Origin of the sequence: Microbacterium hatanonis, from assembly GCF_008017415.1 — a bacterium.
Lineage (GTDB): Bacteria > Actinomycetota > Actinomycetes > Actinomycetales > Microbacteriaceae > Microbacterium > Microbacterium hatanonis.
In genome coordinates this window covers 792222-804544 of record NZ_VRSV01000002.1, presented here as the reverse complement: position 1 = coordinate 804544, position 12323 = coordinate 792222, and the positions used below count along the sequence as shown (strand labels likewise).

Below are 12323 nucleotides of genomic sequence, written 5' to 3'. Positions count from 1 at the left end.
GGCCACTGTCGGCGGAAAAAGGGCACCGCGGGCAGGAGTCAGCGGGGCAGGCGGGCGCCGACCCGTTCGAGATGCGCGTTGACGAAACGGCCCGCGGGGTCGAGGCGCTCGAAGACGGCCCGCGCGTCGGCGATGCGCGGGTGCACCGCCGCGATCCGCTCGGCGTCGAAGGCGTGCTGCTTGCCCCAGTGCGGGCGCGCGGCGAAGGGGGCGAGCGCCGCCTCGATGTGCGGGATGACCCCGGCCACATCGGCGGCGCGGTCGTGCCACGTGAAGTGGATGGCGAGCACGTCGCGCTCGTACGCCGGACTCAGCCAGAGACCGTCGCGGGCCGCGGTGCGCAGCTCGCTCACGACGAGGTGCGGGCGGATCATCGGTGCGAGGGCCCGCACCGCGCGGAGGGCCTCAGGTGCGACAGACCGGTCGACGAAGTACTCGGTCTGGATCTCGGCGCCGAACGACGGCTCGCGGTCGAGACGGAAGTGCGGGAGCCGCAGCATCCACGGCCCCGGGATGCCGCCGAGCTCCGTCACGTTGTCGTGGCTGCCGAGCGGCGAGTCGTCATGGACGATCGCCCCGTCGAGGAGCGTGGCGGGAACATCGTCGTCGTCGGAGGCCAGGCGCGTCTTCACCCAGACGTAGCCGACCTCGTCGTCGTCCCAGTGCGTGAAGACCGACACGCTGTATCCCGCGCCGGTGACCGCGTCGAGGTCGGCGAGCGCGGCGTCCCACGAGACGTGGTCGTAGATGTCCTGCCGCACGCGATAGGTCGGCACGATGTCGAGCTCGACCTCGGTCACGATGCCGTACGCGCCGAGGCCGACGACCAGCGCGTCGAAGTCGGGGTCTCCGCGGCGGACGTCGCGGACCTCGCCGTCGGCACCGACGTAGCGGAGCGCGCGCACGCCGGTCGAGAGCACGGCGTTGCCGTTGCCCGATCCGTGGGTGCCGGTCGCGGTGGCGCCGGCGACGCTGATGTGCGGCAGCGATCCCATGTTGCGCAGCGCCCATCCTTCGGCCTCAAGCGCCTGCGCCAGCACGCCGTAGCGCGTGCCGCCGGGTACTCGCACGGCGCGCGCGGCGCCGTCGATCTCGATGCCGCCGTCGAGCGACGTCAGATCGATGAGCGTGCCGTCGGTGTCGGGCAGATCGGTGAACGAGTGCCTCGTGCCGAGGGCGTGGAGCCTGCCACTGCCCTCACGCACGAGCCGCACGAGCTCGTCCAGGTCGCGGGGGCGCGCCCGGTTCGCGGCGCGGTACGCGTAGGTGCCGGCCCAGTTCTTCTCGGGTTCGGCCTGAGCGAGCGTGCCTTTGTCCATGCGAACAACCTATCCGCGCGGCGCGGGAGTCGAGGTCGTCCCGGACAGAACAACCTCACAGCAAGACGCACTCGCCTCCGGTGATATTGCTAGATAATCTAGCGATATGTCGAATTCGTCGAAGCTCCGCTGGGTCGGGCTCGTCTTCATCAGCATCGCCGTCTCGCTGATCATCGTGGACTCCACGATCGTCAACGTCGCCATCCCGTCGATCGTCGACGACCTCGGCATCTCCTCCACCGAGGTGCAGTGGGTGCAGGAGGCCTACACCCTCGTCTTCGCCTCGCTGCTCCTCGTCTTCGGCAGCCTGGCCGACCGCTTCGGGCGACGACGGATGCTGCTGGTCGGCGTCGTCATCTTCGTCGTGGCGTCCGTGGCCGCCGCGTTGGCCCCCACCGGCGGACTGCTCATCCTCTCCCGTCTCGTGCAGGGCGTGGGCGGGTCGATGATCCTCCCGACGACGCTGTCGCTGATCAACGCGACCTTCCGCGGCCGCGAGCGGGGCATCGCGTTCGCCGTCTGGGGTTCGACCATCGGCGGCATGGCCGCCGTGGGGCCGCTGCTGGGCGGATGGCTGACGACCGCGTTCTCGTGGAGGTGGGCGTTCGGCATCAACATCCCCCTCGGCATCATCATCGTCGTCGGCGTGCTGCTCACGGTCGCCGAGTCGCGCAGCGACCGCGCGGAGCGCATCGACGGCATCGGCGCGGTGCTCTCGGTCGTCACCATGAGCACCCTCGTCTTCGGTCTCATCGAGGGTCGCACCTACGGCTGGTGGCTCGTCGACACCGTGCCGACCCTCGGCGGGTTCACCTGGCCGTGGCAGCTCTCGCCGGTGCCGATCGCGTTCGCGGTCGCGCTGCTCGGGCTCGTGTCGTTCATCGCCTGGGGCCTGCACCGCCGACGCCGCGGCCGTTCGACGCTTCTCGCCTTCGGGTTGTTCGGCATCACCTCGTTCCGCAACGGCAACATCGCCGCCATGGTCGTCTCGCTCGGCGAGTTCGGCATCATCCTCGCCCTCCCCCTGTGGCTGCAGTTCGTGATCGGGTTCGATGCGCTCCAGACCGGCCTCATCCTGCTCGCTCTCGCGATCGGCTCTTTCGTGGCGAGCGGCGTCGCCGGGGCGCTCTCGGGTCGCGTCGCCCCCGTCTGGGTGGTGCGAGCGGGCCTCGCCGCCGAGATCGTGGGCGTCGCCGGGATCGCCGTCGTGATCGGCCCGGATGCGTCGTGGGTGCCGCTGCTTCCCTTCCTCTTCGTGTACGGCCTCGGCGTCGGACTCGCCACCGCGCAGCTGACCGGCGTGGTGCTCGCCGACGTTCCGCCGTCGGAAGGCGGCCAGGCCTCCGGCACGCAGTCGACCGCGCGACAGCTCGGCGCGGCACTCGGCGTCGCGGTGCTCGGAACGGTGCTGTACTCCAGCACCGCGGGGATCCTCGGCGCTTCTCTCGCCGACCAGGGGATCCCCGAGACGCAGAGCGACCAGATCGTCTCGTCGGTGGTCGACAGCGCCGGCGCGGCGATCGCTGGGCTGGAGGCCTCCGGGCAGAGCAGCGCGGTCGCGGATGCGGCGAAGGAGGCGTTCTCGGACGGCACCCGGGCCGCGGCCTTCACCGCCGCGGGCTTCCTCACTCTGGGGCTCCTCGCGACGATCTCGCTCGGGTCCGCAGCATCCGCCCCCACCCGTCGCCGCGACGAGGCCGAGCCCTCCGACCGCCCGTAGCGCGGCCTGGCTACCGGCCCCGCGGCCCCTCACACCGCTCCGCCGCTCGCCCGACTCCGGACGCATTCGCCCCCCCCACGTAGGGTGGGAGGCTATGCCTGCTCCGCGTGCCGCCTCCTTCCGACCCGCCGTCGACGTGCTGCGGGGCTCCCTCATCGGCGTCGTGGAGGTGATCCCCGGAGTGAGCGGGGGCACGGTCGCCCTCATCGTCGGGGTGTATTCGACCCTGATCGCCTCGGCGAGCCACGTCGTGCGCGGCGCACTCGCGCTCACCGACGTGCTCCGCGGCCGGGGCCCCGCCCGCGCGATGGAGCACTTCCGCGCCGTGACGTGGCGCATCGTCGTGCCGGTCCTGATCGGGATGGTGGTCGCCGTCATCGCGGGCGCACGCATCCTCGCACCGCTCGTCGCGGAGAACCCCGTGGAGACGCGCGCGTTCTTCGCCGGGCTGATCGCCGCGTCCCTCCTCGTGCCGATCGGCATGGTGGGCCGGGCCTGGTCGTGGCGGCTCGTGCTCGTGGCCGCCCTCGCCGCGGCCGCGTCGTTCGTCCTCAGCGGCCTCCCCGCCGGGCAGGTCGCCGATCCCCCGCTCGTGCTCGTCGCGCTGGCCGCGGCGGTCGCGATCTGCGCGCTGGTGTTCCCCGGGGTGTCGGGGTCGTTCCTGCTTCTCGTGTTCGGCCTCTACGAGACCACCCTCGCCGCCGTGAACGACCGCAACCTCCCCTACCTTCTCGCCTTCGCGATCGGAGCGGTCGTCGGGCTGGGCTCGTTCGTCGGACTGCTCAGGATGCTGCTCGACAAGCATCCCGCGGTCACGCTCGCCGTGGCGACCGGGCTGATGGCCGGTTCGCTGCGCGCGCTCTGGCCGTGGCAGGACTCGACCGGTTCGGCCCTTCCCCCCGGCGACGATCTCTGGGGCGTGATCGCCCTGACCGCGATCGGCGCCGCGGTCGTGCTCGCCCTGGTCGCCATGCAGTACCGGCTCGCCGACGGGCGATCTCCCCGCTGACCGGCGCGAGGCCCGTACGTCACGGCGGCCGTCATTCTACGAGGCTCCGCCCGATTCGACAGAAGGGTCGACGCGCCACGGGGAATGGCGCACGCTGGGCAGTCCTACGAAGGAGTTCGACATGAGCGACAACGACCATTCGAAGAACGACCCCGACGGCGACGTCAAGCCCGACGGCCTGGGCAAGGACGGCACCATTCCGAACGAGCTCGGGGGCGTGGCCGCCGGACACACCGGCACCGCCTCCACGTTCGAACCGGAAGAGGACGAGCAGGCCGACTAGCGGTCTCAGCCTGCCGACGGAGCGTGGTCGCCGACGTCGGGTTCTGCGCGAGCCACGTCGGCGACCTCTTCCTCCGGGCGAGGCGCGATCGTCTCGTCGACCTCGATCTCGGGCACGCTCGGCTCGCCCGGCTCGGGGATGTGGTGCGGTTCGACGTGATCCGCGGGTGTTGACACGGTGGCCCCTTCGTTCGACGATCCGTTCAGCGTACGTCGGGCCGCAGAAGGCCGCCGTGCGGCGACGTAGACGGTGTTCGACGACGTGCCGCCGGTGAGCCGGTTGGCGAATTCGACGACGTGCGCCTTCGTGTCATCGAAGACCGACGAGAGGGTCGACAGGAAATCGGTGTCGGGCGGGTCGTCCGACCAGAGAGCGAAGACCCCGCCGTCGGCGAGATGGCGAGCGAGCGATTCGAGTCCGGCTGCCGTGTAGAGATCGGCGTGCGACGGATCGAGCGTGTGTCGCGGAGAGTGATCGACGTCGAGCAGGATGACGTCGTATCGCACATCTTCGGAACCCGGCGCACGCCGCACGACCGCGAAGAAGTCGTCGTGCACCAGCGAGACCCGCTCGTCGCGCACCAGCTGCGCCGACACGGGGAGCAGCTCCCGCTCATGCCAGCCGATCACCGCGGGAAGGGCGTCGATGACGGTGAGCCTCCCGACCCTCGCATCGATCAGGGCGGTCGCGGCCGTGTATCCGAGTCCGAGCCCGCCGACGAGCACGCGCAGGTCGCTCCCTGCCGCGGCGGCGAGACCGAGGGTGGCGAGCTCCTCTTCGGCGACCGTGAACAGGCTCGACATGAGGTACTCGTCCTTGAGCTTGACCTCGTAGATCTGCTCGCCCGTCGCGGGGTCGGCTCGCCGCCTGAGGGTCAGCTCGCCCATCCGGGTGTCCTGCCAGTCGAGTTCCTCGAATCGTGCGCTCACGGGTGCCTCGATCTCCGGCGCGCGCAGGAGGGCGCGCCTTCGCACGAGGCTACCCGGCCTCGTCGGGGTCGGATGCTGCGGCCGAGGCCGCGCGCGGTCACAGGTGGGTGACCCCTCGCACCCGATGCCCGACCGCGATCGACTCGCCCGAGACGGCGGCGGCCAGCGGCGAGACGAGGAAGGCGATGAGATCGGCGATCTGGGCGGGCGACGACTCGCCGCCGCGACCGGGCTGCACGTCTGCGGAGGGCTCGTCGGTCACCCGGCCCGGGTTCACCACGTTCACCGTGACCCCCGTGCCGGCGCAGGCGTCGGCGAGGTTCTCTGCGGCGATGATGAGCGCCGCGTTGCGGATCGATCCGCGGACGTCGCCCGTGACGAGGGCGCTCTGTCCGGCGATGCCGACGACACGGCCGTATCCGGCCTCGCGCATGATCGGCAGCACGGCGTTCGCTGCGCGCAGGAACGTCATCGCCTTGCCGTCGACGGCGGCGAGCACGTCGGCGGGGTCGTTGGAGAGCGCGGGGTCGAGAGTCTGCGCGGCCGGTGCCGCCGTGATGATCAGCGCATCGAGGCGGCCGTGCTCGGCGACGACGCCGGCGACGGCGGAGGCGACCGAGCCGTCGTCCGCAGCATCCATCACCACGTCTCCGCCGTTGCGTCCCGCGCTCAGCGCGGTGGCGCCCTCGGCGCGGAGACGGTCGACCACCGCGCTGCCGATGTAGCCGGCGCCACCCACGACGAGGGCGACATGTCCGTTCAGGGCCAGATCCATGGTTCCTCCGAGATTCGATCGACCTGTCGAGGCTACGCCTTCCGCCCGACCCGGTCCTCGATCGATCGAGCGCGTGGTCAGCGGGCGGCGGCCGCCTTCTCGCGGGCCCGCAGATCCTTCCGGAGGATCTTGCCCGAGGCCGACTTCGGGATCGCGTCGATGAATTCCACGCGACGCACCTTCTTGTGCGGTGCGACCTGCTCGGCGACGAAGCCGGCGACGTCGTCCTCGGTGAGGTCGGCGCCCGCGACAGCGACGACGAATGCCTTCGGCACCTCCTGGCCGTCGTCGTCGGAGACACCGATGACCGCGGCATCCGCGACCTTCGGATGCGACAGCAGCAGCGCCTCCAGCTCGGCGGGTGCGATCTGGTAGCCCTTGTACTTGATCAGCTCCTTCAGCCGATCGACGATCGCGAAGTAGCCGTCGACGTGATGCACGCCGATGTCGCCGGTGTGGAGGAAGCCGTCGGCGTCGATCGTCTCGGCGGTCGCATCGGGCCGGTTGAGGTAGCCGAGCATGACGTTCGGCCCCTTCACCCAGATCTCGCCGGGAGCGGTGAGCCCGTCGGCGCCGTGGTCGTCGATCTCGTCGCCGGAGTCGACGTCGACGAGCTTCGCCTCGACGTTCGGCAGCAGCACCCCGACCGCACTCTCGGGCACGTCGTCACGGTCGAACGGCGTGGCGTGCGAGACGGGGCTCAGTTCGCTCATGCCGTACCCCTGCAGCACGCGCGCCCTCAAGCGGCGCGCGGTGGCGCGCGCGGTCTCGCCGTCGAGCGGGGCGGCGCCCGAGAAGACGGTGTGCACGCTCGAGGTGTCGAAGTCGTCGACGACCGGGTGCTTGGCGAGCGCCACCGCCACGGGCGGGGCGATGAAGAGGAACGTGCAGCGGTGGTCCTGGATGTTGCGCAGGAACTCGACGAGATCGAACCGGGGCATCGTCACCAGGCTCGCCCGCTGGCGCAGCGCGAGGTTCAGCAGCACCGTCATGCCGTAGATGTGGAAGAAGGGCAGCACCGCGAGCACGCGATCGTCGCGCCCGAGGTCGATCGCGATGCGGCACTGCTCGACGTTGGCGACGAGATTGCGGTGCGAGAGCATGACGCCCTTGGCCATTCCGGTCGTGCCCGAGGAGTAGGGGAGGACCGCGACGTGGGTGGCCGGGTCGAACGACACGGCGGGCGCCGTCCGCCCTTCGGCGAGAAGCGACCGCAGATCGGAGTACCCATCGGCGCCGTCGAGCACGATGATCCGCTCGTCGGGGATGCCCACGGCCCGCGCCGCCTCGGCGGCGTGCTCGAGGAGCGGCGAGATCGTGACGATCCACGTGGCCGCCGAATCACGCAGCTGCTCCTCGATCTCGTGCGCCGTGTAGAGCGAGTTGATGGTCGTCGCGACGGCTCCGAGACGGAGCACCCCGTGGAACACCGTCGCGAACGCGGGCACGTTCGGGCACAGCATGGCGACGACGGTGCCGACCTCGACACCGCGGTGGGCGAGAGCGCCCGCGAACGCCTCGACCTGGCCGCGCAGTTCGCCGTAGGTCGTCTCGGAGCCGGTCTGCGGGTCGATGAGCGCCACACGGTCGAGGTCGGAGTCGTCGAGCGATGCGAACAGGTACTCGTAGACTCCGACATCGGGGATGTCGAGGGCGTCGTAGGGGCTGGTGAACATGCGGAGCACCTCTCGCTTCGTCGCGAACTCGTCACCGCCCACGGGCGGCGGCTGGATGCTCCACTCTCACCCGATTCGCCGTCCGAGGAAACCCCTTGCGCCCACGGCGTGCCGATCCCTACGCCGAGCGTTCCCCCGAGCGCACGGCGAGCGCCCGAGCGCACGGGTTGAGGACGCACGCACGCCGTGCTCTCGGGCGGAGGTCGTGTTCTCGGGGTGGAGGCTCGCACTGGCACTCGCGCGACGAGACCCGTAACGTCGGCGGGATGACCGCCCCGACGACCCGTCGCATCGAGCTGACCCTGCGCAAGCCCTGGTTCGCGCTCTACGCGGGCGTGCGCCCGACCCTCGTGCTCGACGGGCGCGGCCAGCCGACCCAGTGGGGCCTCGGCACGTGGCAGGTGCCGAGCGACGGCGCGACCGTCGCGATCTTCCTCTTCAACCGCGTCTGGCGGTTCGGGCAGGCGGAGCTCACGCTCTCCACGGATGACCGCTCGCTCGTGTACCGGGCTCCGTGGCTGCCGTTCCTCCGTGGCAGCATCCGCTCGGCACCTCCCGCACACATGCAGGCCTGACCCGTGGACGCCGAGGGGATCGAGCGCCGCCGTTCCGACGACGGCGAGCGCGTGGGGTGGATCAGGCCCGCCGACGACGGGTTCGTCGCTATCGACCTGCTCGGGCGCCCACGCACCGGAATCGTCGACTGGATGCTGGCGGAGGAGACCCTCGACGAGCTCGGGATCGGCTACCTCGCCGACCCCCACGAGATGCGACTGGACGACGGCTCGTGGCTGCGCGTGAGGATCGCAGAGGTCTCACCCGCCGGCATCCGCGTGAAGAAGGACGACGGGGGCGACATGACCGCGCCCCAGGTCTTCTACGCGGTCGGCTTCCCCGCGAGCGACGACACGCTCCGCCCGCTCACATCTCGCGGGTGATCGTCACCTTCACGTTCAGCGCCGACTTGAACGGACCGGCGTACACGCCGCGCAGCGGCGGAACGTCGTTGTAGTCGCGCCCGCGACCCACCAGCACGTGACGATCGCCGATCTCGATGTTGTTCGTGGGGTCGAAGCCCTGCCAGTCTCCGGCGAACCACTCCACCCACGCGTGCGACTCGCCCGTCACGGCCACGCCTACCTCGGCGTTCGGGCGCGGGTGCAGGTAACCCGAGACGTACCGGGCGGGGATCCCCACCTCGCGGAGTGCGCCGAGGGTGATGTGCGCGATGTCCTGGCACACGCCCTTGCGCGCGACCCACGCCTCGTGAGCCGTGGAGAGCACGCTGGTCACGCCGTGCATGTACTCGACCGCGTCGCCGAGGGCCTCGGCGATCGCGTGCGCCGCGGTGCCCGGGTGATCGTGCTGACCGGCGATGGATCGGGCGATCTCCGCGACCTCGGGATGGGGCCGCGTGCGTGCCGTCTGCGTGAGCTGCTCCACCGTCGCGATCGAGCGTTCGGCCTCGGTCGCCAGCGACTCCCACGTCAGGTCGACGTGCTGGATCGGCCGCGGTCGCACCTCGACGAGCGAACGAGCGGTGATGCTCAGGTCGTCGTGGGGCGAGAGCACGTCGAAAGCGCTTACTCGGGTGCCGAAGTAGTCGATGTACTGATTCACCGACGTCGAGGGGTCGATGTCGAGCGACGAACTCAGCACGAACTGACTGTCGGTCGAGACCGGCAGCATCCGCGCCTCGTTGTACGAGGCCGACACGTCGCCCTGGTACGAGAAGCCGGTCGAGTGCTCGATGCGCAGTCTCTTCATGCCTGCCCCCGCCCGTGGGGGGGCCGCCCCGGTTGGTGAGCCTGTCGAACCATCACGAGATCTCTCCGATCCAGCTGGGCTCCGCCTGCGTCGGGAAGAACCGCTGGCGGATCGCCTCTGATGCTTCGCGCGTCACCTTCTGCACTCGCTTCATGTGGTGCGGCAGCTCGGTGAGCACGTCGCTGATGGGGCTGTACTCGAGGTCGTTGCGGATCTGCCCGAGCGCCCGCAGCACCGTGTTCGAGTGCCCGACGCGATCGGCGCGCGGGTCGATGAGGCTCATGCACTCCTCCGCGCGCTGGATCGAGTAGATGATCGAGCGGGGGAAGAGACGGTCGAGCAGCAGGAACTCGGCGGCGTTGTGCGCGCTGGGCATGCCGCGGTAGGTGCGCAGGTACGGCTCGTACGCCCCGCACGAGCGCAGGATGGTGGTCCACGACGGCCCGGATGCTTCGGTGAGCGACCGCGTCGCGAGAAGCCGCGCCGTCATATCGGCCCGTTCGATGCTGCGCCCGAGGGTGAAGAACTGCCACGCCTCGTCACGGCTGGTGGAGGAGTCGACGATGCCGACGGCGAGGGCGGCGCGTTCGCGCACCCAGCCGAAGAACTCCGACACCTTCTCGGTCTGGAGGCGCCGCGGCATGCGCGAGTTCGAGGTGTTCAGGGTCTCCCACAGCTCGGTGGAGACGATCTCGCGCGCGCGTCGGGCGTTCTCGCGCGCGGCCGTGAGGGCGTACGAGATGCTCGCCGGGTTCATGCGGTCGATCGCCAGGCGCTGCAGCACGTCTTCGCGCCGCACGTGCTCGAGACCCTCGGGCTGGGCGGAGCCCATCACGCTCAGCAGCGAGCGGCAGGCGGTGTCCTCGTCGATCCAGGGGTCTTCGAGAAGCAGCTGCAGGTGCACGTCGAGGATGCGCGCGGTGCCGTCGCTGCGCTCGATGTAGCGCCCGATCCAGAACAGAGATTCTGCGATGCGACTCAGCATCCGACACCGTCCTGCGCCTGCTGCTGCTGCTGTTCGGCCTGCGGACCGTGCTCGGGGTCGGACTGCTGCTGCTGCTCCTGCTGCTCGCTGCGCGAGAGAGGGCGGTCGTGCGGCGATACGACCGGCGCGGGCTGTCCGTCGTAGATGATCGGGATCGCCTCGGTCACCGTCGCCGCCTGATCGGCGACGAGCCCGGCGAGTCCGACGCCCTGCCCGTACTCGACGTGGCCCGGGGCCGATCCGCCGACGATCCAGGTGTCCTTCGATCCGCCGCCCTGGCTCGAGTTCACCACGAGCTGCCCCTCGGGGAGCGCGACGCGGGTGAGTCCGCCCGGCAGCACCCAGACGTCTTCGCCGTCGTTGACCGCGAAGGGCCGCAGGTCGGCGTGGCGCGGACGCATGCCGTCCTCGACGAGAGTGGGGATCGTCGACAGCATGACCACCGGCTGCGCGATCCAGCCGCGCGGATCGGCGAGGAGGCGCTTGCGCAGCTTCTCGAGTTCGGAGGGCGACGCATCGGGCCCGACGACCAGCCCCTTGCCGCCCGACCCGTCGACGGGCTTGACCACGAGCTGGTCGAGCCTGTCGAGCACCTCCTCGAGCGCGTTGGGGTCTTCGAGGCGCCACGTGTCGACGTTCTTGAGGATGGGCTCCTCGGCCAGGTAGTACCGGATGAGGTCGGGCACGTAGGTGTAGACGAGCTTGTCGTCGGCGACGCCGTTGCCGACCGCGTTCGCGATCGTGACGTTGCCCAGGCGTGCGGCCAGCATGAGACCCGGGGCGCCGAGCATCGAGTCTGCGCGGAACTGCAGCGGGTCGAGGAACTCGTCGTCGACACGACGGTAGATGACGTCGACGCGCTGCGGACCGCGGGTGGTTCGCATGAAGACCTTGCCGCCGGCGGTGAGCAGGTCGCGCCCCTCCACGAGCTCGACCCCCATGAGACGCGCGAGCAGTGTGTGCTCGAAGTACGCCGAGTTGTACACACCCGGGGTGAGCACGACGACGTTCGGGTCTTCGATCCCGGGCGGGGCCGAGGCACGCAGGGCGGCGAGGAGCTTGTTCGGGTAGTCGCCGACGGGGCGCACGCGCATCGAGACGAAGAGCTCGGGAAGGGTCTGCGCCATCACGCGGCGATTCGAGATCACATAGCTCACGCCCGAGGGCACGCGCACGTTGTCTTCGAGCACCCGCATCTCGCCGTTCTCGTCACGGATGAGGTCGATGCCCGAGACCTGGATGCGCACGCCGTTCGCGCTGCGGATACCCGCGGCCTGGCGGTAGAAGTACTGCGATGACGAGATGAGACGCGCGGGGATGACGCCGTCGCGCACGGCGTGCTGGTGGCCGTAGGCGTCGTCGAGGAACGCCTCGAGCGCCTTGACCCGCTGCTTGACGCCGGCTTCGACCTTCGACCATTCGTCGTAGGTGATCACGCGCGGCACCGCGTCGAGGGGGAAGGGGCGCTCCTCGCCGGCGAAGTCGAACGTGACGCCCTGCGCGAGGTACGAGCTCGCGAGCGAGTCGGTGCGACCGCGCAGCTCTTCCTGCGTCATCTTCGCGAGCGCCTGATAGAGCTCGCGGTACGCGGTGCGCGACTCGGCCGCCTCACCGGGATGAGCGGGGTGGCCGAACATCTCGTCGAAGGCGGGTACCCCCGACGCCGTCTTGCGCGGCGCCAGCGTGGAGCCGTATCCGTCGAACAGGTCGCCCATCCCCTGAGCCTATCCCCGCCCGTGTTGCGGCATTGTTTCGCCCCGCAGCATCCGGGGGCCCCTCTCTTGCGTCGAGACCGTGTCGTCTCGCCGAGATGACTTGCACCCTGCGTCAAGCAGCTGTCGGTTCGGCGACACGACGGCG

General features: G+C 70.3%; 12 protein-coding genes. 5 read left to right on the top strand and 7 right to left on the bottom strand.

The annotated features are described in order from the left end of the window. Positions 1-38 precede the first annotated feature (38 nt). Positions 39-1319 (bottom strand): FAD-binding protein, encoded by a 1281-nt coding sequence (locus FVP77_RS13890; protein WP_147895164.1) that lies wholly within the window; start codon positions 1317-1319, stop codon positions 39-41. A 106-nt stretch (positions 1320-1425) separates the two neighbouring features. Here FVP77_RS13890 and FVP77_RS13885 point away from each other — a divergent pair, with 106 nt between their 5' ends. The 3 genes from FVP77_RS13885 to FVP77_RS16865 all read left to right on the top strand — a co-directional run bounded on the left by FVP77_RS13885 (position 1426) and on the right by FVP77_RS16865 (position 4331). Next, positions 1426-3039, top strand: a complete 1614-nt coding sequence (locus FVP77_RS13885) for a DHA2 family efflux MFS transporter permease subunit (protein WP_147895163.1) — start codon at positions 1426-1428, stop codon at positions 3037-3039. A 94-nt stretch (positions 3040-3133) separates the two neighbouring features. Then, positions 3134-4048: a DUF368 domain-containing protein gene (locus FVP77_RS13880; protein ID WP_147895162.1), complete on the top strand. Its 915-nt coding sequence runs from the start codon at positions 3134-3136 to the stop codon at positions 4046-4048. 121 nt (positions 4049-4169) lie between these two features. Continuing rightward, on the top strand, positions 4170-4331 hold the full coding sequence (locus FVP77_RS16865) for a hypothetical protein (protein WP_183042298.1): 162 nt from the start codon (positions 4170-4172) through the stop codon (positions 4329-4331). A 5-nt stretch (positions 4332-4336) separates the two neighbouring features. Here the strand turns inward: FVP77_RS16865 and FVP77_RS13875 are convergent, their stop codons facing one another. From FVP77_RS13875 to FVP77_RS13865, 3 genes are all read right to left on the bottom strand, one after another. Beyond that, the gene (locus FVP77_RS13875) at positions 4337-5260 is read right to left on the bottom strand and encodes a spermidine synthase (protein WP_342779757.1); all 924 of its coding nucleotides are present in this window, start codon (positions 5258-5260) and stop codon (positions 4337-4339) included. 97 nt (positions 5261-5357) lie between these two features. Next, positions 5358-6035 carry an SDR family NAD(P)-dependent oxidoreductase gene (locus tag FVP77_RS13870; RefSeq protein ID WP_147895161.1) on the bottom strand — a complete coding sequence of 226 codons (678 nt, stop codon included), beginning with the start codon at positions 6033-6035 and terminating at the stop codon, positions 5358-5360. Positions 6036-6112: 77 nt separating this feature from the next. Beyond that, the gene (locus tag FVP77_RS13865; protein WP_147895160.1) at positions 6113-7711 is read right to left on the bottom strand and encodes an AMP-binding protein; all 1599 of its coding nucleotides are present in this window, start codon (positions 7709-7711) and stop codon (positions 6113-6115) included. Positions 7712-7977: 266 nt separating this feature from the next. Between FVP77_RS13865 and FVP77_RS13860 the strand changes: the two genes are divergently transcribed. Together FVP77_RS13860 and FVP77_RS13855 are read left to right on the top strand one after the other, a co-directional pair. After that, a complete protein-coding gene (locus FVP77_RS13860) occupies positions 7978-8286 on the top strand; it encodes a hypothetical protein (RefSeq protein WP_147895159.1) in 309 nt (102 codons plus the stop codon). 3 nt (positions 8287-8289) lie between these two features. Beyond that, positions 8290-8649, top strand: coding sequence for a hypothetical protein (locus FVP77_RS13855; RefSeq protein WP_147895158.1), 360 nt, complete (start codon positions 8290-8292; stop codon positions 8647-8649). On the opposite strand, the gene FVP77_RS13850 is transcribed toward FVP77_RS13855, so the two are convergent. The 3 genes from FVP77_RS13850 to FVP77_RS13840 are packed head-to-tail and all read right to left on the bottom strand — an operon-like array spanning position 8633 to position 12178. Further along, positions 8633-9478: a transglutaminase family protein gene (locus FVP77_RS13850; protein ID WP_147895157.1), complete on the bottom strand. Its 846-nt coding sequence runs from the start codon at positions 9476-9478 to the stop codon at positions 8633-8635. The two genes, FVP77_RS13855 and FVP77_RS13850, sit on opposite strands and share 17 nt — an antisense overlap. 52 nt (positions 9479-9530) lie before the next feature. Next, on the bottom strand, positions 9531-10463 hold the full coding sequence (locus FVP77_RS13845) for an alpha-E domain-containing protein (RefSeq protein ID WP_147895156.1): 933 nt from the start codon (positions 10461-10463) through the stop codon (positions 9531-9533). Beyond that, positions 10457-12178, bottom strand: a complete 1722-nt coding sequence (locus FVP77_RS13840) for a circularly permuted type 2 ATP-grasp protein (RefSeq protein WP_147895155.1) — start codon at positions 12176-12178, stop codon at positions 10457-10459. Before FVP77_RS13840 ends, FVP77_RS13845 begins: the two co-directional genes overlap by 7 nt. Positions 12179-12323 lie beyond the last annotated feature (145 nt).

What these genes read in the sequence shown, in the direction of transcription:
- FVP77_RS13890 (WP_147895164.1), bottom strand. Translation starts at nt 1,319, where the DNA reads ATGGACAAAGGCACGCTCGCTCAGGCCGAACCCGAGAAGAACTGGGCC.
- FVP77_RS13885 (WP_147895163.1), top strand. Translation starts at nt 1,426, where the DNA reads ATGTCGAATTCGTCGAAGCTCCGCTGGGTCGGGCTCGTCTTCATCAGC.
- FVP77_RS13880 (WP_147895162.1), top strand. Translation starts at nt 3,134, where the DNA reads ATGCCTGCTCCGCGTGCCGCCTCCTTCCGACCCGCCGTCGACGTGCTG.
- FVP77_RS16865 (WP_183042298.1), top strand. Translation starts at nt 4,170, where the DNA reads ATGAGCGACAACGACCATTCGAAGAACGACCCCGACGGCGACGTCAAG.
- FVP77_RS13870 (WP_147895161.1), bottom strand. Translation starts at nt 6,035, where the DNA reads ATGGATCTGGCCCTGAACGGACATGTCGCCCTCGTCGTGGGTGGCGCC.
- FVP77_RS13865 (WP_147895160.1), bottom strand. Translation starts at nt 7,711, where the DNA reads ATGTTCACCAGCCCCTACGACGCCCTCGACATCCCCGATGTCGGAGTC.
- FVP77_RS13860 (WP_147895159.1), top strand. Translation starts at nt 7,978, where the DNA reads ATGACCGCCCCGACGACCCGTCGCATCGAGCTGACCCTGCGCAAGCCC.
- FVP77_RS13850 (WP_147895157.1), bottom strand. Translation starts at nt 9,478, where the DNA reads ATGAAGAGACTGCGCATCGAGCACTCGACCGGCTTCTCGTACCAGGGC.
- FVP77_RS13845 (WP_147895156.1), bottom strand. Translation starts at nt 10,463, where the DNA reads ATGCTGAGTCGCATCGCAGAATCTCTGTTCTGGATCGGGCGCTACATC.
- FVP77_RS13840 (WP_147895155.1), bottom strand. Translation starts at nt 12,178, where the DNA reads ATGGGCGACCTGTTCGACGGATACGGCTCCACGCTGGCGCCGCGCAAG.